Origin of the sequence: Streptomyces sp. NPDC047081 (assembly GCF_040643775.1) — a bacterium.
GTDB lineage: Bacteria > Actinomycetota > Actinomycetes > Streptomycetales > Streptomycetaceae > Streptomyces.
Genome location: NZ_JBEYUY010000012.1, coordinates 181,802 through 203,448 on the forward strand (window position 1 = coordinate 181,802; position 21,647 = coordinate 203,448).

16 protein-coding genes, 1 tRNA gene and 1 other RNA gene are annotated in these 21,647 nt (G+C 71.9%); 16 read left to right on the top strand and 2 right to left on the bottom strand.

What is annotated here, in order from left to right; all coding sequences use genetic code 11:
• The first annotated feature begins 32 nt into the window (after positions 1-32).
• From ABZ848_RS24245 to ABZ848_RS24295, 11 genes are all read left to right on the top strand, one after another.
• Positions 33-2,141, top strand: coding sequence for a penicillin acylase family protein (locus ABZ848_RS24245; protein WP_360835040.1), 2,109 nt, complete (start codon positions 33-35; stop codon positions 2,139-2,141).
• The gene (locus ABZ848_RS24250) at positions 2,134-2,727 is read left to right on the top strand and encodes a GNAT family N-acetyltransferase (protein WP_360835042.1); all 594 of its coding nucleotides are present in this window, start codon (positions 2,134-2,136) and stop codon (positions 2,725-2,727) included. The genes ABZ848_RS24245 and ABZ848_RS24250 overlap by 8 nt, the downstream gene beginning before the upstream one ends.
• Entirely contained in the window at positions 2,724-3,197 is a 474-nt protein-coding gene (locus tag ABZ848_RS24255; RefSeq protein WP_360835044.1) for a cupin domain-containing protein, read from the top strand. The genes ABZ848_RS24250 and ABZ848_RS24255 overlap by 4 nt, the downstream gene beginning before the upstream one ends.
• Positions 3,194-3,955 (top strand): SDR family NAD(P)-dependent oxidoreductase, encoded by a 762-nt coding sequence (locus ABZ848_RS24260; RefSeq protein WP_360835046.1) that lies wholly within the window; start codon positions 3,194-3,196, stop codon positions 3,953-3,955. Before ABZ848_RS24255 ends, ABZ848_RS24260 begins: the two co-directional genes overlap by 4 nt.
• Before the next feature lie 359 nt (positions 3,956-4,314).
• Positions 4,315-6,150 carry a copper resistance protein CopC gene (locus tag ABZ848_RS24265; protein ID WP_360835048.1) on the top strand — a complete coding sequence of 612 codons (1,836 nt, stop codon included), beginning with the start codon at positions 4,315-4,317 and terminating at the stop codon, positions 6,148-6,150.
• A gap of 223 nt (positions 6,151-6,373) precedes the next feature.
• On the top strand, positions 6,374-7,687 hold the full coding sequence (locus ABZ848_RS24270) for an extracellular solute-binding protein (RefSeq protein WP_360835050.1): 1,314 nt from the start codon (positions 6,374-6,376) through the stop codon (positions 7,685-7,687).
• Positions 7,687-8,667, top strand: a complete 981-nt coding sequence (locus ABZ848_RS24275) for a sugar ABC transporter permease (protein WP_360835052.1) — start codon at positions 7,687-7,689, stop codon at positions 8,665-8,667. The genes ABZ848_RS24270 and ABZ848_RS24275 overlap by 1 nt, the downstream gene beginning before the upstream one ends.
• The gene (locus ABZ848_RS24280; protein WP_360835054.1) at positions 8,664-9,551 is read left to right on the top strand and encodes a carbohydrate ABC transporter permease; all 888 of its coding nucleotides are present in this window, start codon (positions 8,664-8,666) and stop codon (positions 9,549-9,551) included. Before ABZ848_RS24275 ends, ABZ848_RS24280 begins: the two co-directional genes overlap by 4 nt.
• Before the next feature lie 26 nt (positions 9,552-9,577).
• A complete protein-coding gene (locus ABZ848_RS24285; protein WP_360835056.1) occupies positions 9,578-10,891 on the top strand; it encodes a glycoside hydrolase family 36 protein in 1,314 nt (437 codons plus the stop codon).
• Positions 10,888-12,891, top strand: a complete 2,004-nt coding sequence (locus ABZ848_RS24290; RefSeq protein WP_360835058.1) for a beta-galactosidase — start codon at positions 10,888-10,890, stop codon at positions 12,889-12,891. The genes ABZ848_RS24285 and ABZ848_RS24290 overlap by 4 nt, the downstream gene beginning before the upstream one ends.
• A 104-nt stretch (positions 12,892-12,995) precedes the next feature.
• On the top strand, positions 12,996-13,157 hold the full coding sequence (locus tag ABZ848_RS24295) for a hypothetical protein (protein ID WP_360835060.1): 162 nt from the start codon (positions 12,996-12,998) through the stop codon (positions 13,155-13,157).
• A gap of 16 nt (positions 13,158-13,173) precedes the next feature.
• Here ABZ848_RS24295 and ABZ848_RS24300 read toward each other — a convergent pair whose 3' ends face one another.
• The gene (locus ABZ848_RS24300) at positions 13,174-13,617 is read right to left on the bottom strand and encodes a hypothetical protein (protein ID WP_360835062.1); all 444 of its coding nucleotides are present in this window, start codon (positions 13,615-13,617) and stop codon (positions 13,174-13,176) included.
• Between the two features lie 93 nt (positions 13,618-13,710).
• Here ABZ848_RS24300 and ABZ848_RS24305 point away from each other — a divergent pair, with 93 nt between their 5' ends.
• Positions 13,711-14,763, top strand: a complete 1,053-nt coding sequence (locus ABZ848_RS24305; RefSeq protein ID WP_360835064.1) for a helix-turn-helix transcriptional regulator — start codon at positions 13,711-13,713, stop codon at positions 14,761-14,763.
• 55 nt (positions 14,764-14,818) lie between these two features.
• On the opposite strand, the gene ABZ848_RS24310 is transcribed toward ABZ848_RS24305, so the two are convergent.
• Positions 14,819-14,906 (bottom strand) — tRNA-Ser (locus ABZ848_RS24310).
• 72 nt (positions 14,907-14,978) lie between these two features.
• Between ABZ848_RS24310 and ffs the strand changes: the two genes are divergently transcribed.
• The 4 genes from ffs to ABZ848_RS24330 all read left to right on the top strand — a co-directional run bounded on the left by ffs (position 14,979) and on the right by ABZ848_RS24330 (position 21,471).
• Positions 14,979-15,077: signal recognition particle sRNA small type (ffs, locus tag ABZ848_RS24315), an RNA gene on the top strand.
• A gap of 70 nt (positions 15,078-15,147) precedes the next feature.
• Complete coding sequence (locus ABZ848_RS24320; protein ID WP_360835066.1) at positions 15,148-17,646, top strand: DNA polymerase III subunit gamma and tau; 2,499 nt, start codon at positions 15,148-15,150, stop codon at positions 17,644-17,646.
• Positions 17,647-17,798: 152 nt separating this feature from the next.
• Positions 17,799-19,058, top strand: a complete 1,260-nt coding sequence (gene purD, locus ABZ848_RS24325) for a phosphoribosylamine--glycine ligase (RefSeq protein ID WP_360835068.1) — start codon at positions 17,799-17,801, stop codon at positions 19,056-19,058.
• A 382-nt stretch (positions 19,059-19,440) separates the two neighbouring features.
• Positions 19,441-21,471: a hypothetical protein gene (locus ABZ848_RS24330; protein WP_360835214.1), complete on the top strand. Its 2,031-nt coding sequence runs from the start codon at positions 19,441-19,443 to the stop codon at positions 21,469-21,471.
• Positions 21,472-21,647 lie beyond the last annotated feature (176 nt).

Genomic DNA, 21,647 nt, shown 5'->3' on the forward strand with positions numbered 1-21,647 from the left:
AGGCTAAGCTTAATGCGCAAGGGGATCGCAGCGTGACGACCGAGATCTACCGGGACGCCTGGGGCATCCCGCATCTGCGGGCCGGCAGCGCCCGTGAACTCGCCCGCGCCCAGGGCGTCGTCACCGCCCGCGACCGCGCCTGGCAGCTGGAGGCCGAACGGCACCGCGCGCAGGGCACCTCGGCGGCCTTCCTCGGCACCGACGCCCTGCACTGGGACCTGCTCGCCCGCCGGGCCCGCCTCGACGACACCGCCCGCCGCTGCTGGGCCGCGCTGGAGGAGCACGACCCCGAGACGGCCGAGTGGGTACGGGCGTACGTCGACGGGATCAACGCGGAGCTGCCGGGCAGCACGGCGCCGGAGTTCGAGCGGGCCGGCCTCTCCCCCGGCCGCTGGGAGCCCTGGACCCCGCTCGGCGTCTGGCTCGCCACGCACATCCTCTTCGCCGGGTTCCCGGCCAAGCTCTGGCGCGAGCAGGCGATCCGGCACCTGGGTGAGGAGGCCGTCGGGCTGTTCGCCACGGACGGGCCCGGCACCTCCGGCAGCAACGGCTGGCTGGTCAGCGGCGAGCGGACCGGCACCGGGCACGCGCTGATCGCCGGGGACCCGCACCGCTTCGTCGAGGACCCCGGCGTCTACCAGCAGATCCACCTCTCCTGCCCGGAGTTCGACGTCGTCGGCCTCGCCGTCCCCGGCGTCCCGGGCATCGCCCACTTCGGCCACACCGGCACGGTCGCCTGGGCCATCACCAACGCCATGGCCGACTACCAGGACCTGTACCGCGAGCGGCTGCGGCGCACGGGTGCGGGCGTGGAGGCCCTCGGCCCGGACGGCACTTGGCGCCGCGCCTCCCGGCACACGGAGACCGTGGAGGTGGCGGGGGAGACACCGGTCGAGGTCGAGGTGATCGAGACGGAACGGGGGCCGGTGATCGTCGGGGGGCCGGAGGGGCTGGAGAGCGGGGTGGTCGAGGCCGACGGGATGGTCCCCGTGGGGGAATCCCACGCACCCCTCGCCCTGTCCCTGCGCCACCCACCCCGCGTCACCTCCGACCTCGGCTTCGGCGCCCTCCTCCCCCTCCTGCGCGCCCGCCGCGTCGCCGACGTCGACCGGGCCCTCGACCTGTGGGCCGAGCCCGTCAACGTCGTGCAGGCCGCCGACACCGAGGGCGGGCTGCTGCACCGGGTCGCCGGGCGCGTGCCGGTGCGCGCCGAGGCCAACCGGGTGCGGCCGGTGCCCGCCTGGGAGCCGGGGCACGAGTGGCGGGGCTGGGCCGGGATGCCGCACGCCGGGCTGGCCGACGGCGTCGCCGTGATGGCCAACCAGCGCGGCCCGGCGACCCCGTTCGGCGTGGAGTTCGCCCCGCCGCACCGCGCCGACCGCATCGCCGCCCGGCTGGCGGAGAAGGACCACTGGTCGGCCGCCGACATGCCCGCGATCCACATGGACACCCATCTCGCCTCCGCCGCACCCCTGTTGGACCACCTGGCGGCCCTCACCGACCTGTCCCCGGAGGCCACCGCCCTCCGCGACCGCCTCCTGCGCTGGGACCGCCGCATGGACGCCGCCTCCACCGACGCGGCCGTCTACGCGGCGGTGCGCGGCGCGGTCGTACGACGGCTCGCGGCCCACCCGGCGTTCGCCGCCCTCGCCACTCCGCCCGCCTACCCCGAGGTCCTCCTCCCCTGGCTCGCCCTGCTCCCGCGCATCGCCTTCGCCCTCGAACACCTGCTGCGAGCAGAGGAGTTGTACGGCGTCGACCGCGCGGAGGCCGTACGGGCCGCCCTGGAGGAGGTGGCCGCCGCGCCGCCCGCCGGCACCTGGGGCGACACCCACCGCCTCGCCCCCTGGCGGGCGCTGCCGCAGCCGTCGTACGAAGGACCGGGTCTGTCCGGCGACCACGACTGCGTGCTGTGCACCTCGGCCGTGCCCGGGCTGACCGACCTGAGCGCGCGCGGTCCCGCCGCCCGCTATGTGTGGGACCTGGCCCGGCGCGAGGACAGCCTGTGGGTGGTGCCGCTCGGGGCGTCCGGCCTGCCCGGCTCGCCCCATCACACCGATCAACTCCCCTTGTGGCTCAGGGGAGATCTCGTCCCGGTCGTCACCGACTTCGACCGGCTCGGCAAGGAGAGCGATGTCTGACCCGTACGACACCCGTACCGCCGTCCACGCGTCGGGCGCCGTGCGCGTCCTGCCCCTGGACGCGCACGCCGACGCGGACGTGCTGCACCGCTGGGTGCGTGAGGAGCGGGCCGCCTTCTGGGGCATGAACGGCCTCACCCGCGACCAAGTGGCCGAGATCTACGCCCACATGGACACCCTCGACACCCATCACGCCTTCCTGCTGGTGAGGGACGGCGAACCGGTCGGCCTGCTCCAGACCTACGAACCGGAGGCCGACCGCGTCAGCGAGTGCTACGAGGTGCGCGACGGCGACATCGGCGTGCACGTGCTGCTCGCGCCCGCGGGGGAGGGCGGCGAGCGGTCCGGCTGGTCGGCGGAGCTGCTCGGCGTCGTCGTGTCGTACGTCCTGGTCGGGCTCGACCGGCGCCGGATCGTGGTCGATCCGGACGTGCGGAACGAGAAGGCGATCGCCCGCTTCCTGCGCCAGGGCTTCGTGGCCGGCGAGGTCGTGGTGCTGCCGGAGATCGACATCCCGGACGTGTACCTGACCGAGAAGAAGGCACAACTGGCGTTCCTGGAGCGGGCGGTAGCCTTCCCGGCGTGACCCCCGAAGACCTCGTCGCCCACTACGGCCTCACACCGATACCGCGCGAGGGCGGCCTCTACCGCCAGACCTGGGCGGGCCCCGACCGCCCCGACGGACGCCCGGAGGGCACGGCGATCGTCGCCCTCCTCACGTCGGACGACTTCTCGGCCCTGCACCGCCTCCCGAGTGACGAGATCTGGCACCACTACCTCGGCGACCCGCTCGAACTCCTCCTCCTCGCCCCCGACGGCACCTCGTCGACGGCGGTCCTCGGTCCGGACGTCCTCGGCGGCCAGCAGGTGCAGCTGACCGTGCCCGCCGGGACCTGGATGGGCGCCCGGGTCCTCGCCGACGGCGCGTGGACCTTGTTCGGCTGCACGATGGCGCCCGGCTTCACCTTCGAGGGTTACGAGCACGGGGACGCGGCGGAGTTGACGGCGCGGTATCCGGACCGGGCCGCCCGGATCCTGGAACTCTCCCGTCCATGACACTCCTCGAAGGACAGGTCGCCCTGGTCACGGGCGCGGGCGGCGGCATCGGCCGGGGGATCGCGCTGCGGTTCGCCGAGGAGGGCGCCGCGGTCGCGCTGCACTGCCGTACGGCGGTGGCGGCGGCGCGCGAAGTGGCGGACCGGATCGAGGAGTCGGGCGGGCGGGCCGTCGTGGTGGAGGGCGACCTCACCGACGAACTCGTGTGCGCGCGAGTGGTGCGGGAGGCGGCCGAGTGGGGCGGTGGCCTGGACGCGCTGGTCAACAACGCGGGCGTGCAGCCGGTGCGGGAGCTGCCCGGGATGACGGCCGGGGAGTGGCGGGCGGTGGTGGACGCCAACCTGTCGAGCGTGTTCGCGTGCACGCAGGCCGCCGCGGAGGTCATGCGGGAGCGCGGCGCCGGGGGATCGGTGACGCACATCGCCTCCATCGAGGGACGGCAGCCCGCGCCGGGGCACGCGCACTACAGCGCCTCCAAGGCGGCGGTCGTGATGCACGCCCGGTCGGCGGCCCTGGAGTACGGGCCGTACGGGATCCGCGTCAACACGGTCTCGCCGGGCCTGATCGGGCGCGAGGGGCTGGCGGAGGCCTGGCCGGAGGGGGTGCGGCGATGGCGGGAGGCGGTGCCGCTCGGGCGGCTGGGGCGACCGGAGGACGTGGGGGACGCGTGTGTGTTCCTGGCCTCGCGGCTCGCGTCCTTCGTGACGGGCCACGACCTGCTCGTGGACGGCGGGATCTCGGCCCGCCCGACGTGGTGAGGGCCACGCGGTGAGTACGAGGGCGCTCGCGTCCGTACGTATCGGGAAGGCGGCGAGTCCGACGACGGAGATACGACGTGGGGTGTGACGGTGCGGATGGCGGAGTGCGAGGGCGGGGGCTCCGCGGACTTGGCCGGGAGCGCCAGGGACCGCGCGGCTTCAGCGAGGGGCGAGGGTTCGGCGGGCGCCCCGGACCAGGCGGGCGCTTCGGACTCGGCGGCTTCGGCGGACACCCCGAGCCCGGCGAACCCCGAAGGTCCGGCAGGCTTCGCGGCCTCCCCGGACTCCTTGGCCTCGCCGGGCGCCGCAGCCCCCAGCCGCCCCGAAACCCCCGCGGACGCCGGCGAATTCAAGGGCTGGTGCTGCTGGGCGCCGTGCTGGTCCTGCTCGTCCTCGGCGGGGCGGGACCCGCGTCGGCCCACGCGGCCCTCAAGTCCTCCGACCCCTCCGACTCCGCCGTCCTCAAGTCGGCACCCCGCTCCGTCACCCTGACCTTCACGGAGTCCGTCGGCCTGCTCGACGACTCCTTCCGCGTCCTGGACCCAGAGAACCGGCGGGTGAGCACGGGTGAGGCCCGGCACGCGTCCGGCCGTTCCGACACGGCGCAGGTGACGCTGCCGGCGAAGCTCGCCGAGGGCACGTACGTGGTGGCCTGGCGGGTGGTCTCGGCGGACAGCCACCCCGTGTCGGGCGCGTTCACCTTCTCGGTCGGCAAACCCTCGGCGACGGTCGCCTCGGTGAGCACCGGCCCCGTCGAGAACCCGGCGACCGCCAGCCTCTACAACATCGCCCGCTACCTCGCCTACCTCGCCGCGGCCCTCCTGATCGGCACGGCGGCCTTCGCGGCCCTGTGCCGCCCGGCCGACCGCGCGCCCCTCCGCAAGCCCCTTCTGACCGGCTGGTGGACGCTCCTGGGCACGAGCGTCGTCCTCCTGGTCCTCCGGTCCCCCTACGAGACGGGAACGGCCCCTGGAACGGCCTTCAGCGCCTCGGCCTTCACCCACACCCTGACGGGCCGCCCGGGCCTGACCCTCCTCGCCCGCCTCGCTTTGCTGCTGCTCGCCGCCGCAGCCTTCGTAACCCTTCGCAAACGATCAGCGGGCCGGCTCTCGCCGCCTGCCGGGGAAGCCGGCCGTGAGCGTGCCCCCCGCCCGCTTCTGCTCGCCGGCGCCGCCCACGCCGTGGCCCTCGCCCTCACCTGGGCCCTCGCCGAGCATGCCTCCGCCGGCATCCAGGTGCCCGTGGCCGTCGTGTCCTCCGTGCTGCATCTGCTCGCCATGGCGGTCTGGCTCGGAGGGCTCACCGCGCTGCTGATCCTGTTGCGCGGCACCGACGTGTCCGCGGCCGTCGTGGCCCGCTTCTCGCGGCTCGCCTTCGCCTCCGTGACCGTCCTGGTCGTCACCGGCGTCTACCAGTCCTGGCGCGGCCTCGGCTCCTGGAGTGCGTTCACCGGGACGACGTACGGGCGTCTCCTGCTCGCCAAGGTCGCCGCCGTGGTGCTTCTGCTGGCGCTGGCGGGGATGTCGCGGCGGTGGACGGCCCGCATGGTCGCCGCCCCCGCGGACGTCGCGGAGACGGCCGTACGCGCGCGCGTACCGGAGGCCGTCGGCGGGCCCGCGCTGCCCGCGTCGGACCGGCCCGCGCCCGGGCAACCCACCGAATCCACCACCGGCCCCGAGGGCACCACCGGCACCTCCGCCCCCGGCCCCCACCGCCGGGCCCTGCGCCGGTCCGTCCTCGCCGAAGTCGCCGTCGGGGTTCTCGTGCTCGTGATCACGACCGTGCTCACCGGCACCCTCCCGGGCCGTGCCGCCGCCGAGGCGGCCGAGCAGCCGGCGTCCGCCGTCGGACTGCCCGCCGCCTCCGTCACCACGATCCCGTTCGACGTCGGCACCCCCGGCGGTCACGGCAAGGTCCAGATCACCCTCGACCCCGGCCGGGTCGGCGACAACAACGTCCAGGCGGTGGTCTTCGGCCCCGACGGCGGTATCTCCACCGTCCCTGAGCTGCGGCTTTCCTTCAGCCTCCCGGCCCAGAAGATCGGTCCGCTGGACGCGGGGCTGACGAATCTGGGCGGCTACTGGGGCACCAACAGCCTCACCCTTCCCATCGCCGGCACCTGGACGATGAAGGTCACGGTGCGCACCTCCGACATCGACCAGGTGAGCGTCACCAAGGCCGTGCGCATCCGGTAGGACGCATTCCGGCACAATCCGTGATCGTATGTTCGAACAGTCGAACAAGAATGATCACAATCGTGACGGTTACGTTTCCACAAAGCTCTTGGGTGCCTATTGACCCATGACCGGACATGGGGCTGTTATTACCGCCACGATGTTCGGTCGAGTTGGTTTCTGGTCGGTTTCGACTTTTTTCGACGTGGCTCAGCCTGACCGAACCCTGCCCTCAGGAGCCGTAATGACAGACCTCTCCCCCTCGGGTCTCTCCCTCCCCTCCCCGAGCCGCCGCAGCCTGCTGCGGGGAGTCGGAGGCGCTGCCCTTGTCGCCGGTGCGGGAATCCCGCTGCTGAGCGCCTGCGGCAGCAGTGGTAGCTCGTCCGACAGCAAGACCGTCAGCGTCGGCTCCAACGACTCGGACGCCGTGCCGAAGAAGGCGTACGCGGCCGTGTACTCGGCCTTCCAGAAGCAGTCCGGGCTCACCGTCAAGGTCAACACCAAGGACCACAACACCTTCCAGGAGCAGATCAACTCCTACCTGCAGGGCACGCCGGACGACGTGTTCAAGTGGTTCGCCGGCTACCGCATGCAGTTCTTCGCGGCCAAGAGCCTCGCCTCCCCGATCGACGACGTCTGGGAGAAGATCGGGGGCAACTTCCCCGACGCGATGAAGAAGCTCAGCAAGGGCGCGGACGGCAAGTACTACTTCGTGCCGATGACCACGTACCCCTGGGCGATCTTCTACCGCAAGAGCGTCTTCGCCGCCAAGGGCTACGAAGTCCCCACCACCTGGGACCAGTTGGTCGCCCTGTGCAAGCAGATGAAGAAGGACGGCCTGGTTCCGATCGCCTTCGGTGACAAGGACGCCTGGCCCGCGATGGGCACCTTCGACCAGATCAACTTCCGCCTCAACGGCTACGACTTCCACGTCGAGCTGATGGCCGGCAAGGCCGCCTGGACGGACGCCAAGGTCAAGGCCGTCTTCGACCACTGGGCCGAGCTGCTCCCCTACCACCAGGACGGCTTCATGGGCCGCACCTGGCAGGACGCCGCCCAGACCCTGGTGTCGAAGAAGGCCGGCATGTACCTGCTGGGCACCTTCGTGGCGCAGCAGTTCACCAACAAGGCCGACCTGGACGACCTCGACTTCTTCGCCTTCCCGGAGATCAACTCCGCGTACGGGCAGGACACGGTCGAGGCGCCCACCGACGGCTTCATGGTCTCCAAGTCCCCGAAGAACAAGGACGGCGTCGCCAAGCTCATGGAGTACCTGGGCACCCCGGCCGCCGAGGAGCTCTACCTCAAGGGCGACCCGAGCGTCGTGGCCGCCTCCAACAAGGCCTCCACCGCCGCGTACTCGACGCTGCAGAAGAAGGCGTTCGACATGATCGGCCAGGCCAAGTCCCTGACCCAGTTCATGGACCGCGACTCCCGCCCGGACTTCACCTCCACGGTGATGCAGCCCGGTCTGCAGAAGTTCCTGCAGAACCCCAAGGGCGTCGACAGCCTGCTCTCCTCGATCGAGCGCCAGAAGAAGACGATCTTCGCGTCCTGATGAGCTCCGAGACCCCCACGAAGAGCCCGGAGGCGGCCGACGTGCCGCCTCCGGGCCCCGCGCCTGTCGTCACGCGGGTCCCGCAGGGCCACAAGCGCCTGCTGACCCGTCGTGACCGCGTCACGCTCGCCTTCATGGCGGGTGTGCCCACCGTCCTGCACGTCGCCCTGGTCTGGATCACCGCGATCGCCTCGATCGCGCTGGCCTTCACCACCTGGGACGGCATCGGCTTCGACTCCATCAAGTGGGTCGGCCTGGACAACTTCCGTCAGTTGTTCACCGACAACCCGCAGTTCTGGCCGGCCGTACAGCACAACGTCATCTGGTTCGTCGTGCTGATCCTGATCCCGACGCCCTTCGGCCTGTTCCTGGCCGTGCAGCTGGACAAGAACATCCGCTTCAGCCGCGTCTACCAGACCGCCTTCTTCCTGCCGGTCGTGGTCTCCCTCGCGGTCACCGGCTTCGTCTGGCAGCTGGTCTACAACCCCGACACCGGCCTGATCAACAGCATCATCGGGGCCAACAAGCCCGGCCACTACATCGACTGGATCGGCGATCCCAAGCTCAACCTGTGGGCCGTGCTGATCGCCGCGTCCTGGCGGCACACCGGCTACATGATGATCCTCTACCTGGCCGGCCTGAAGGGCGTCGACCCCTCCCTGCGGGAGGCCTCCGCCCTGGACGGCGCGAACGAGTGGCAGACGTTCAAGAACGTCATCTTCCCCACCCTGCGCCCGACCAACACGGTCGTCCTGGTGGTCACCATCATCGAGGCGCTGCGCGCCTTCGACCTGGTCTTCGTCTTCAACAAGGGCGCCCAGGGAACCGAGTTGCTGTCGATCCTGATCACCAACAACATCATCGGCGAGTCCAGCCGGATCGGATACGGCTCCGCGATCGCCGTGGTCCTCCTGGTGATCTCCCTCGCGGTCATCATCCCCTACCTGATCGCGACCTTCCGGAAGGAGCGGCGCGCATGAGCACCGATGCCGCTGTGCTGAAGCAGCGCACCCCGGTCCGCCCGGCCCGCGTCCTGCTGCACACGTTCCTCGTGGTCACCTCGCTGGCCTGGCTCGCCCCGCTGCTGTGGGCGATCTTCGCGGCCCTGCGGCCGTACTCGGAGACCAGCAACAAGGGTTACGTGTCCTGGCCGGACAAGCTGACCTTCGACAACTTCAAGAACGCGTTCGAACAGTCGGACATGCTGCACTACTTCGGCAACACGCTGATCATCGCGGTGCCGGCCGTGCTGCTGACCCTGCTGTTCTCGTCGATGGTCGCGTTCTACGTCAGCCGCTTCGACTTCCGCCTCAACATCGCGCTGCTGCTGCTGTTCACCGCGGGCAACCTGCTGCCCCAGCAGGTCATCATCACCCCGCTGTACCGGATGTACCTGCTGATCGACCTGCCGGGCATCACGGCCAGCGGCAAGCTGTACGACTCCGCGCTGGGCCTGGTCCTGATCCACGTGGCGTTCCAGTCCGGCTTCTGCGCCTTCGTGCTCAGCAACTACATGCGGATGCTGCCGCACGAGCTGACCGAGGCCGCGCTGGTCGACGGCGCCTCGGTGTGGCGGATGTACTGGCAGATCGTGCTGCCGCTGTGCAAGCCGGCGATGGCCGCCCTGGCGACGCTGCTGTCCATCTGGATCTACAACGACTTCTTCTGGGCGATCGTGCTGATCTCCACCGGCGAGAACATGCCGATCACCTCGGCCCTGAACAACCTCTCCGGCCAGTACTTCACGGACCCGAACCTGGTCGCCGCGGGCGCGTTGCTGACCGCCATCCCGACGCTGATCGTGTACTTCGTGCTGCAGCGGCAGTTCGTGAGCGGTCTGACGCTGGGCGCCAACAAGGGCTGACGCCCTGACCTCTGAAAGAGAACGACGTGTCCCACCCCTTCACCCCCGTCGCCTCCGTCCCCGTGGACCCGGCCAACGCCCGCGTCCACGAGGAGGGTTGGCAGTCCTGGAGCCCCAGCGGCGCCTACGCCCTGGACGAGCGGCCCTACCGCCCGACCAACGCCAACTGGGCGACGGTCTGTTACCGCCCGGGCGTCACCGTCCCCGACGGCATCTTCCAGGGCGAGGGCCTGCTGGCGCTCGACCCCGGCGACGGCTCGGCCGTACGCCTGTGGGCGGCCGTCGACCCCACCGCCGAGGTGCCGTCCGTCCGTCTGACGGTCACGGACGGCGTGGCGGAGGTCGGCGCCGACGGCCCGGTGAAGGAGTGGACCGGCACGGACATCCAGTCGGTGCTGGCGGACTGGGCCGCCGCGCAGGAGGTGCCGGCCCCGCGCCCCGCGCCCACCGTCTGGTGCTCCTGGTACGAGTACTTCACGAACGTCACCGAGGACGACATCCACGAGAACCTCCGTGCGATGGACACCCTCGACCTGCCCATCGACGTCGTCCAGATCGACGACGGCTACCAGTCCGCCCTCGGCGACTGGCTCACCCTCTCCGGCCGCTTCCGCTCCCGCGCGGGCATCGCCGACGCGATCCGCGCCCGCGGCCGCCGCGCCGGCATCTGGACGGCCCCCTTCCTGGTCGACCCGGCGAGCGACCTGGCCACCGAGCACCCCGACTGGCTGGTCCACGACCCCGACGGCGGCTTCACCCACGCCGGCCGCAACTGGGGCCACGACCTGCGCGTCCTCGACACGACCCACCCCGAGGCGGCCGCGTACCTGACGGACGTCTTCCGCACGCTCCGTTCCGAGGGTTACGACTACTTCAAGGTCGACTTCCTCTACGCGGGCGCCCTGGACGGCGTACGGCATGCAGAGGGGGACGCCCTCACGGCGTACCGCTCCGGCATCGAGCTGATCCGCGAGGCGATCGGCCCGGACGCCTACCTCCTCGGCTGCGGCGCCCCGATCCTCCCCTCCATCGGCCTGTTCGACGCGATGCGCGTCAGCCCCGACACGGCCCCGCACCGCCGCCCCGAGGCCGACGACTACAGCCAACCCGGCCAGGACCCGGCCGAGTTCACCGGCGTCGGCCGCCAGTGGCAGCACGGCCGCTTCTGGGTCAACGACCCCGACTGCCTGATGGCCCGGCCGGCGGTCGAGACCCGGGAGCGCTGGGCGGCGCACGTCGAGGCGACGGGCGGCCTGATGGCGTCCAGCGACCGCCTGCTGTCCCTGGACGAGTGGGGCGTGACCACAACGCGCCGTCTGCTGTCGGGAGTCGACGCATGAGCGTGCCGCTGAACGTCCCGGGCATCGCGTACGGCGGCGACTACAACCCCGAGCAGTGGCCCGAGGAGGTCTGGGCCGAGGACATGCGCCTCATGGCCGAGGCCGGGGTCACCATGGTCAGCGTCAACATCTTCTCCTGGGCGCTGCTGGAACCCACCGAGGGCGAGTACGACTTCTCGCGCCTCGACCGCATCCTCGACCTCCTCCACTCCCACGGCATCGCCGCCGACCTGGCGACCCCGACGGCGGCCCCGCCGGCCTGGTTCTTCGTCAAGCACCCGGACGCGCTGCCGGTCGACAGGGACGGCCGCGGACTGTCGTACGGCAGCCGCCAGACCTTCTGCCCGTCCAGCCCCGCCTACCGCGAGGCGGCACTGCGGATGGCGCGGGTGCTGGGGGAGCGCTACGCCGACCACCCGGCCGTCGTCATGTGGCACATCCACAACGAGTACGGCTGTCACAACGCCGAGTGCTACTGCGACACCAGCGCGGAGGCCTTCCGCGGCTGGCTGCGCGACCGCTACGACAGCCTGGCCGAGCTCAACCACGCCTGGGGGACGACCTTCTGGAGCCAGTGGTACTACGACTGGGACCAGATCCTGCCCCCGCGCGCGACCGGCGCGGTCCCCAACCCGACCCACCAGCTGGACTGGCGCCGCTTCTGCAGCGACGCCCTGCTCTCCCTGTACGAGGCGGAGCGCGACGTCCTGTCGGAGGCGGCCCCGGCGACGCCCGCGACCACCAACTTCATGGTGATGTTCAACTTCGACGCCCTGGACTACTGGCGCTGGGCCCCGGAGCTGGACATCGTCTCCAATGACCACTACCTCCAGTCGGCCGATCCCGAGTCGCAGATCGACATCGCCCTGAGCGGCGACCTGGTCCGCTCCCTCGCCGGCGGCCCCTGGCTGCTGATGGAGCACTCGACGGGCGCGGTGAACTGGCAGCCGGTCAACCGGGCCAAGACGACGGGGGAGTTGCGCCGCAACGCGCTCGCGCATGTGGCCCGGGGCGCCGACGGCATCGCGTACTTCCAGTGGCGGGCGGCGAAGGCGGGCGCCGAGCAGTGGCACTCGGCGATGCTCCCGCACGCGGGCACCGACAGCCAGATCTGGCGGGACGTGGTCCAACTGGGCGCGGACCTGCGGGCGTTGGCGGAGGTGCGGGGCAGCACGGGTACCGCCGAGGTGGCGGTGGTCTGGGACTGGGACGCCCGCTGGGCGCTGGAGCTGCCCTCCCAGCCGAGCGGCGAACTCCGCTTCCACGACCTGGTCCGGGCCTGGTACGAGCCCCTGTGGCGCGCGGGCATCGCGGTGGACTTCGTCCGCCCGGACGCGGACCTGGCGCCGTACCGCCTGGTCCTGGCGCCTTCGCTCTACCTGGTCGACGAGGCGGGCGCGGCGAACCTGACGTCCTTCGCCGAGCGGGGCGGCACCCTCGCGGTCGGCTTCCACAGCGGCATGGTGGACGCCAACTGCCATGTCCGCCTGGGCGGTTACCCGGGAGCCTTCCGCACGGCCCTGGGTATCCGCACGGACGAACTGTTCCCGCTGCTGCCGGGCGAGTCGGTGGGCCTGGACGGCGGCGGCACGGGCACGCTGTGGTCGGAGCGCCTCCGCCTGGAGGGCGCGGAGGCGGTGACGAGGTACACGGACGGCCCCCTGACCGGGGTCCCGGCGGTGACCCGCAACGCGCACGGCACGGGCACGACGTGGTACCTGGCAACCCAGCCGGACGCGGCGACCCTCACGACCATCCTGGACCGTATCCGCGCGGAGGCGGGCGTGCAGCCGGTCCGGACGGCCCCGGAGGGCGTGGAGGTGGCCCTGCGCCGAGCCCCGGAGTCCGACTATCTCTTCCTGATCAACCACACGGACCGCGAAGCGGAGGTCCAGGTGGCCCCGGAGTCGACCGAACTCCTCACGGGGAAGCGGCTGTCGGGTTCGGCGCGGGTTCCGGCGGGCGGGGTGGCGGTGGTGCGGGAGCGGCGGGGCGCCTGACCGCGACAGCTGCGACCGACCAGGATTGAAGATCCTCACCATGGGTAATGCAATGGTAAAGAACACCAAGGAAAAGTCAACCACTGCACCCACGGGAGGCAACGATGTTCGATCTCCGCACCGAGGCGGAAATGCGCCTGCACTCGGAGAAGACGGCCGCGGAACTGGCCCGCCAACGCCGCCGCGAGGAGGCGCCGGCGGACCGGCAGCCGTCCACGGAGCGGGAGCCCGCGGTCGACGCGGACGTGGCGGACGGCGGCCCCTGACCGCCGTCCCGCGCGCTCACCAGCTGGAGCAGAGGCCGTCGTTCGGGCAGAACATGGCCCACACGCTGTTGTAACCGGCCCGGACGGTCAGGGAGGCCGGGTCGGGGCCGCCGTTGACGGCGGATCCGGTGTCCGGGGTGGCGGTGAAGGTGACGGTCGTACCGACCGGGAAGCTCGCGGAGCACGGCCCGGTCGAGCCCGGCTGCGGTTCCTCGCTGCCGTAGGGGTCCCAGGCCGTCGTGTGGCAGCTGATCCCGGCCGGGCTGCTGGTGACGGTGCCGCCGCCCCAGCCGTCGATCCACGCGTACACCGTGCTCTGCTGGGTCGCGGCGACGGTCCCGGCGCCGGCGGGCCCGGCGGTGGTGAGCGCGGCCGCGGCGGCGAGGGCGAGCGCGGCGCCTGCCACGACCGCCCGCCGACGACCACCGGCCGCCTTGGCGGGGTTCGGATTGATGTTCATGGCTGACTCCTCGATCCGCTCCCTCCATGCTTGACCTGGCCCGGAGCCCGGCCCATCCCAGAAATCTGGGGATTTGCGACGTACGCTCGATTCATGGCGGTTCCTGTCGTCCCGTACGCGCGGTCGTACGACCGTGTCGTCCGGCTCTGCGAGACCGCCACCGACTCCCGGACCCTGCGCACGCGACTCATCGCCGAACTGCGCAGGGCGACCGCCTTCGAGGCGTACGCCTTCCTCCTCACCGACCCCGAGACCACGGTGGGCTGCTCCCCGATCACGGAGGTCCCCTGCCTCCCGGAACTGCCCAGGATGACCCGCCTCAAGTACCTGACCGAGGTCCACCGCTGGACGGCCCTGGACGGAGTCGCCCTGCTCAGCGACCTCCCCGACCCCGCCGTGAGCCCCCTGTGGCACGAACTGCTGCGGCACCACGGAGTACGGGACATCGCGGCGATGGCGTTCAAGGACCGCTTCGGCTGCTGGGGCCGCCTGGACCTCTACCGCCGGGACGGTCACTTCACCGCCGAGGAATCGTCCTACCTCTCCCGCCTCACCGCACCGGTGACGACGGCACTGCGCCGCACCCAGGCCCACACCTTCGTCGTACGCCGGCCGCACACCCGCAGCTCCGGCCCGCTCGCCCTGCTGCTCTCCCCCGACCTGCGGGTCCTCGCGCAGACGGCGGCCACGCCCACCTTCCTGAGCCGTATGTCGCCTCCCGCGCACGGCGGCAGGGCGGCGATCCACGCGAGCGTCTACGACGTGGCGGCCCAGCTGCTGGCCGTGGAGGCCGGCATCGACACCCACCCACCCCGCACCCGCGCCCACCTCGCGGACGGCCTCTGGCTGACCCTGAGCGCGGCCCGCATAGACGATGCGACCCCCACGCACCGCCGCAACACGATCGCCGTGACGATCGAGGAGACGTCCCCCACGGACCGCCTGACCCTGTTCACGAGAGCCTTCGCCCTGACCCCTCGGGAAGCGGACGTCCTGACCCACCTGGCAAGGGGCGGCGACAGCCACACGGTGGCCCACCACATGTCCCTGTCCGAACACACGGTCCAGGACCACCTGAAATCAATCTTCACGAAAACCTCGACGAACAACCGGGTCATGCTGCTGACCCGGGCCCTCGGAACATGAGCCACGCCCACAAAGCCAGAGGGCCGGACCACTTTCGCGGTCCGACCCTCTGAACTGGCGGAGGATACGAGATTCGAACTCGTGAGGGGTTGCCCCCAACACGCTTTCCAAGCGTGCGCCCTAGGCCTCTAGGCGAATCCTCCGCCGGAAACATTACATGACCGAGAGGAGTGCTCGCGAACTCGTTCCCACCCGCTGACGTCGGGTACTCTTTGCGGAGCCCCTCACGCGGCGCTATCTGACTGAACTCCCCCAGGGCCGGAAGGCAGCAAGGGTAGGTTGGCTCTGGCGGGTGCGTGGGGGGCGCTTGCGTTCGCGGTGCGGGTGGGGGTGGAGCCCGCGGGCGGGAGCTCGTTGTCAGTGGGCGCCTATAACCTCGTATGCGTGTCGTCTCTCGCGCTGTACCGCCGCTATCGCCCGGAGTCGTTCGCCGAGGTCATCGGGCAGGAGCATGTCACCGACCCGCTGCAGCAGGCGCTGCGGAACAACCGGGTCAATCACGCGTACCTGTTCAGCGGTCCGCGCGGATGCGGCAAGACGACCAGCGCGCGCATCCTGGCGCGGTGTCTGAACTGTGAGCAGGGGCCGACGCCGACCCCCTGTGGAGAGTGTCAGTCGTGCCGGGACCTCGCCAGGAACGGCCCGGGGTCCATCGACGTCATCGAGATCGACGCCGCTTCCCACGGTGGTGTGGACGACGCCCGTGAGCTGCGTGAGAAGGCCTTCTTCGGGCCCGCCGCCAGCCGCTACAAGATCTACATCATCGACGAGGCCCACATGGTCACGTCGGCCGGGTTCAACGCGCTGCTGAAGGTCGTCGAGGAGCCCCCGGAGCACCTCAAGTTCATCTTCGCCACGACCGAGCCCGAGAAGGTCATCGGGACCATCCGGTCGCGGACCCATCACTACCCCTTCCGCCTCGTGCCGCCCGGCACCCTGCGGGAGTACCTGGGCGAGGTGTGCGGCAAGGAGAACATCCCCGTCGAGGAAGGGGTGCTCCCGCTCGTCGTGCGGGCCGGTCAGGGGTCCGTCCGTGACTCCATGTCCGTCATGGACCAGCTCCTCGCCAGTGCGCGCGAGGAGGGTGTGACGTATGCCATGGCCACCTCCCTCCTCGGCTACACCGACGGCTCGCTCCTCGACTCCGTCGTGGAGGCCTTCGCGACCGGTGACGGCGCCGCCGCCTTCGAGGTCGTCGACCGCGTCATCGAGGGCGGCAACGACCCGCGCCGCTTCGTCGCCGACCTGCTGGAGCGGCTGCGGGACCTGGTCATCCTCGCCGCCGTTCCCGACGCCGCCGAGAAGGGGCTCATCGACGCCCCCGCCGACGTCATCGAGCGGATGCAGGCCCAGGCCGGCACCTTCGGCGCCGCCGAGCTCAGCCGCGCGGCCGACCTCGTCAACGAGGGCCTGACCGAGATGCGCGGCGCCAACTCCCCCCGCCTCCAACTGGAACTGATCTGCGCCCGCGTGATGCTGCCCGCCGCATACGGCGACGAGCGCTCCGTCATGGCCCGCCTGGACCGCCTGGAGCGAGGCGTGAACTTCTCCGCGGGCGGCGGCCTGCCGGCCATGGGGTACGCGCCGGGGCCCGAGGCACATGCGGGCGGGGGCGTGGTGCCGGGTGTACCGGGTGCGCCGGGTGGTGGGCCTGGTGGCGGTGGTGGATTCGGTGGCGCGCCGGTTCCGCCCGGCGGGGGCCCGGCTGCGGCACGAGCGGCGGTACGGGCTTCAAGCGGGCCTGGTGCGCCGAGTGCCCCTGGTGCCCCCGGTGCTCCGGGCACCGCGGGTGGTGGCGTTCCCGGCAGCGGTACGGCCGCCGGGCTCGGCGCGGGCTCGGCCGGGCCGGGAGGCCACACCGGTCACGGTCAGGGCGGCCAGGTTGGCCAGGGAGGTCAAGGTGCGCCGCCTGCGCCCCAGGCACCGGCCGCTGCAGAGCCCGCTGCCGCCGCTGCCTCCGCCATGCCTTCCGCCCCCGCCGTCCAACCGCCCCAGCAGCCCCAGTCGCCCCCCTCATCCCCGACCGCAGCAGCCCCCGGCGCCTGGCCCACCGCCGTCACCGCGGGCAGCGGCCGACGCCCGGGCGGCTGGCCGACGGCGGCCCCGGCAGGGGGCGGACAGCCTCAGCCGAACCCCACCGCATCGGCCCCGGCACAGGAACCGACCCCGCCTTCCACCCCGGCAGCCGCGCCCCCACCCACCACATCGGCCCCCGCCGCCTACGCTCCCCCGACCGGCGGCCTCGACCCCCGCATGCTCTGGCCGAACATCCTGGAAGCGGTCAAGAACCGCCGCCGCTTCACCTGGATCCTGCTCAGCCAGAACGCCCAGGTGGCCGGCTTCGACGGCACGACCCTCCAGCTGGGCTTCGTGAATGCAGGCGCCCGGGACAACTTCGCGAGCAGCGGCAGCGAGGACGTGCTGCGGCAGGCGCTGGCCGAGCAGTTCAACGTGCAGTGGAAGATCGAGGCGATCGTCGACCCGTCGGGCGGCTCGGCCCCCGCCCCGACCGGCGGCACGCCCGGCTTCAACGGCGGAGGCGGCGCAGCCCCCGGCGGCTACGGCGGCGCGGGCAATGCCGGTGGTGGTGGTTACGGCGGAGGCGGCAACGCGAGCGGTTACGGCGCCGGTGGTACGGCCGCCCCACAGCGCCCGGCACCCCCGCAGCCGACCCCGTCGACCCCGGCGCCCTCCACCACGCCTGCCCCGGCTCCCACTCCGGCGCCCCAGCCCGCCGCCCCCGCTCCCACCCCCCCTGTCTCCATCGAGGACGACATCCCCGAGGACGACGACCCCGACCTCAACGAATCGGCCCTCTCCGGCCACGAACTGATCGTGCGGGAGCTGGGGGCGACGGTGATGGAGGAGTTCACGAACGAGTAGGGGCTTTCAGCCCGTCCGGCGTTTGAGGACGAGGCCCCTTCAGGGCCGAAGCGGGGGTCTGGGGGCTGCAAGCCCCCAGTTACACGGCCACACCAACGCCGAGCACCCCTTGGACGAACCTCCAGGACAGCCACCCGGCTACGCTGACCCCCGTGAAGGTCCTCGTCATCGGAAACGGCGCCCGCGAACACGCCCTGTGCCGTTCCCTCTCCCTCGACCCCGCCGTCACCGCCCTGCACTGCGCCCCCGGCAACGCGGGCATCGCCGAGGTGGCTGAGCTGCACCAGGTCGACGCCCTCGACGGCACGGCCGTATCCGCGCTGGCCAGGCAGCTCCAGGCCGACCTCGTGGTCGTAGGCCCGGAGGCCCCGCTCGTCGCCGGGGTCGCCGACGCCGTGCGCGAGGCCGGGATCCCGGTCTTCGGGCCGGCCGGGGACGCCGCGCAGATCGAGGGCTCGAAAGCCTTCGCGAAGGACGTGATGGCGGGCGCCGGGGTGCCCACGGCACGTTCGTACGTATGCACAAACCCCGACGAGGTCGAGGAGGCCCTGGACGCCTTCGGTGCCCCCTACGTCGTCAAGGACGACGGCCTCGCGGCCGGCAAGGGCGTCGTCGTCACCTCCGACCTCGACGCCGCCCGGGCCCACGCCAACTCCTGCGAGCGCGTCGTCATCGAGGAGTTCCTCGACGGCCCCGAGGTCTCCCTCTTCGCCATCACCGACGGCGAGACGGTCGTCCCGCTCCAGCCCGCGCAGGACTTCAAGCGCGCCCTCGACGGCGACGAGGGCCCGAACACCGGCGGCATGGGCGCGTACTCCCCGCTGCCCTGGGCCGACCCGAAGCTCGTCCAGGAGGTCCTCGACACCGTCCTGCAGCCGACGGTCGACGAGATGCGCAGGCGCGGCACCCCGTTCTCCGGTCTCCTCTACGCCGGTCTCGCGATCACTTCCCGAGGCGTACGGGTCATCGAGTTCAACGCCCGCTTCGGCGACCCGGAGACCCAGGTCGTGCTGGCCCGTCTGAAGACCCCGCTGGCCGGCGTGCTGCTGGCGGCCGCCACCGGCGACCTCGCGGACCTGCCGCCCCTGCGCTGGAGCGACGACGCCGCGGTCACCGTGGTCGTGGCCTCGCACAACTACCCCGGCACCCCGCGCACCGGCGACCCGATCACCGGCCTCGACGAGGTGGCCGCGGAGGACGCCCCGCACGCATACGTGCTGCACGCCGGCACCAGGAAGGACGGCGACGCGATCGTCAGCGCGGGCGGCCGTGTGCTGTCCGTCACGGCGACCGGCAAGGACCTCACCGAGGCCCGCGACCGCGCATACAAGGCGGTCGCCCGTATCCGCCTCGACGGCTCCCAGCACCGCACGGACATCGCCGCGAAGGCGGCCCGCGAGGCGGACGCCTGACCCGGCTTCCGCGGCCCGCAGTGAACCCCGCAGGCCCCGTGTCCGTCTTCGGATGCGGGGCCCACTGCTGTGCGCACTCACTGGCGAAAGTCCGGCACGGCAGGACCGATTCTCTTAGAACCCGAGTCAAAAACAGAGGCCTGATCATCGCAACCCGTCATCCAGCTCTGACCAAAGCCATTCCATCGAGTGAGCGCTCCCCCATCCGGCTGACGGGGCCCAGGACCCCAACTATGGTGCGGCGCAGGCGTTCCGGCACTTGGCCCACCGGCATTGCGATGTCAGTGGCGGGTGCCACAGTGGGGGAGTGAGCAACGCCAGGACAGCCAGGCAGTCGGCACAGCTGGGGAGGGGGTGAGGACCGGTCGTGACCGGTACCGGTATGGGAGTGGAGGCGGGCGCGCAGGCCGCGCGCTCCAGGGCCCTCGCCGTGCTGCGCATCCGCAGCCGCGCGCTGGCGGTGGCGCTGCTGCCCGCGGCGGCCGCCGTGATCCTGCTGGCGGGCGGTTCCACGGGACATCTGGTGGGCCCGTTCTGGCATGCCGCCCGCTGGGTCATGACCCCCGTCGCCGTCCTCGTGCTGCTCGCCGCCGGCGCCATCGCCCTGGTCGTCGCCCGGGCCCGCCCGGCCGTGAGCCCGACGGTCCCGATCGCGGAGGAGTCCGCCCCTGACCTGTACCGGATGGTGCGTGACCTCGCGGACCGCCTGGACGTCCCCGCGCCCTCCGCGATAGCCCTGACCCCCGACTGCGACAGCTGGCTGGAGGACCGCACCCACCCGGCGCACGGCCCGCCCCCGGCGGAGGACCGGCACGACGAGATAGCGGGCGCCCACGCCCCGCACCGCCGTGGCCCCGCGGCCCCGGTGCTCGTCATCGGCTCCCCGTTCCTGTGGTGGATGCGCGTCGGCGAGCTGCGCGCGGTCCTCGCCCCGGTCGTCGCCGGTACGGGACCTTCGGCGCACCCGGACATAGCCGCGGCCCGCCGCTTCGTACGGGGCCTGGACGCGGCGGTGGCCGTCGCCTCGACGCCGGGCCGCTGCCCGCTGACCCGTGCGGTCTGCGCGGGGGTCGGCGCGGTGGCCCGGCTGCTCCTGCGCAGCTGCCGGGAGCATGCGGCGCTGATGGAGCGCGGGGTCGCGGCAGCGGCGGCGGAGCGTGCACAGGCTGTGGATTACGGCCTGCGCATCGTCGCCCAGGAACAGGTCGGCCTGGCCTACGCCGGCTGGGACCGCCTCCTGACCCGAGTCGCGCTCCCCGCCTGGCGCATGGGCCGCTGGCCGTCCCGCCTGGACGCGGGCGTGGTGGCGGCCCTCACCGAGCTGTCCCGCCGAGACCGCCTGGCCGAGGGCTTCGCCTCCCGCCTGGGCGAACGCCCCGCCTGCGACCTCCTGGAGGAACCCGGCGCGATCGACGAGGCGGCATCCCTCCTGGCCGCCCGCCTCTTCCACGGCGGCCCCGCCGAACCGGGCCCGGACTGGTCCCCGGTCGACTGGCAGGAGTACCCGGAGGAGGTGGTGGACCGCAAATGGCGCACAGACGCGGCCCGCCTCCACAAGGTCCTGAACACGATGGGCATAAACGGCACGCCAAACCCCACAACCCCGGACGCCGACGCCCCGACGTTGTCCAGAATCCTGGACCACTTGTCGACACCCCAGGAAGAGCCCACGGCCGAGCCGACGAACGAGCTGGCAGCCGAGCCGGCGAACGAGCCCACAGCCGCGTTGGCGGACGACCTCTCAGCGGAGCCGGTGGAGGAGGTCCCAGCCGCGCCAGCGGACGAGGCCCCAGCCGCGTCAGCGGATGAGCTCTCAGCCGGGCCGGTGGATGAGCTCTCAGCCGCATCGGCGAACGAGCCCGCAGCGACGTACTCGAACGAGCCCGCAGCGATGCACTCGAACGAGCCCGCAGTCGCCGATGGCGAGTCCGCCCCACAGGGGCCACCCGCACCCGACGACGAAACTGTCACGGGTGGTGCGGGTGGGAGCGAATCGTTCGAAGGCGAAGCCGAGAACGAACGGGCCACCACCCTCGCCGCAGCCCTCACCACCCAGCTGGCCCGCGAGGAAGCCACCCCCAGCACGACAACCCCCACCGACCCCCCCGCCCCCGACCCCGCCCTCTGGGACGACACCCCCCTCCCCCTCTTCCCGCTCCAACCCCCCCGCACAGCCCGCGAGTTGCTCACCGACCACGTCACCGCGATGGTCTGCTGCGCCGCCATGGACACTGCAGGCGCCACCCCCGGCCTGGACTGGCTCGACGGCCCCTCCCTCCTCATCAACGGCGAACGAGCGGCCGACCTCACCCCCCGAGTCCTCAGCCTCGTAGAGGACGGCGACCCCGCCCCCCTCCGAGCCTGGCTCCTGGAAACCGGCATACGCCCGGAGAAGCCGGTCCGCCTCGTCTGACCCGATGCCGGACTCGACGCCGCCGACCCCGGTCCCATGCCGGAACCCCCGGTTCCACTTTCGGCCAATTCGCAACGAAGTGTGACCAGTCGCGTGCGTAATGTGATGTGCTGGGACCGATCGCGCACATGGCAAGGGCTTACGGCACAGGACAGACACACCACACGCGACCACGG

Excerpts from the sequence above, each read along its gene's own strand:
- ABZ848_RS24250 (WP_360835042.1), top strand. The coding sequence starts at position 2,134 with ATGTCTGACCCGTACGACACCCGTACCGCCGTCCACGCGTCGGGCGCC.
- ABZ848_RS24260 (WP_360835046.1), top strand. The coding sequence starts at position 3,194 with ATGACACTCCTCGAAGGACAGGTCGCCCTGGTCACGGGCGCGGGCGGC.
- ABZ848_RS24270 (WP_360835050.1), top strand. The coding sequence starts at position 6,374 with ATGACAGACCTCTCCCCCTCGGGTCTCTCCCTCCCCTCCCCGAGCCGC.
- ABZ848_RS24275 (WP_360835052.1), top strand. The coding sequence starts at position 7,687 with ATGAGCTCCGAGACCCCCACGAAGAGCCCGGAGGCGGCCGACGTGCCG.
- ABZ848_RS24280 (WP_360835054.1), top strand. The coding sequence starts at position 8,664 with ATGAGCACCGATGCCGCTGTGCTGAAGCAGCGCACCCCGGTCCGCCCG.
- ABZ848_RS24290 (WP_360835058.1), top strand. The coding sequence starts at position 10,888 with ATGAGCGTGCCGCTGAACGTCCCGGGCATCGCGTACGGCGGCGACTAC.
- ABZ848_RS24295 (WP_360835060.1), top strand. The coding sequence starts at position 12,996 with ATGTTCGATCTCCGCACCGAGGCGGAAATGCGCCTGCACTCGGAGAAG.
- ABZ848_RS24300 (WP_360835062.1), bottom strand. The coding sequence starts at position 13,617 with ATGAACATCAATCCGAACCCCGCCAAGGCGGCCGGTGGTCGTCGGCGG.
- ABZ848_RS24305 (WP_360835064.1), top strand. The coding sequence starts at position 13,711 with ATGGCGGTTCCTGTCGTCCCGTACGCGCGGTCGTACGACCGTGTCGTC.
- ABZ848_RS24330 (WP_360835214.1), top strand. The coding sequence starts at position 19,441 with ATGGGAGTGGAGGCGGGCGCGCAGGCCGCGCGCTCCAGGGCCCTCGCC.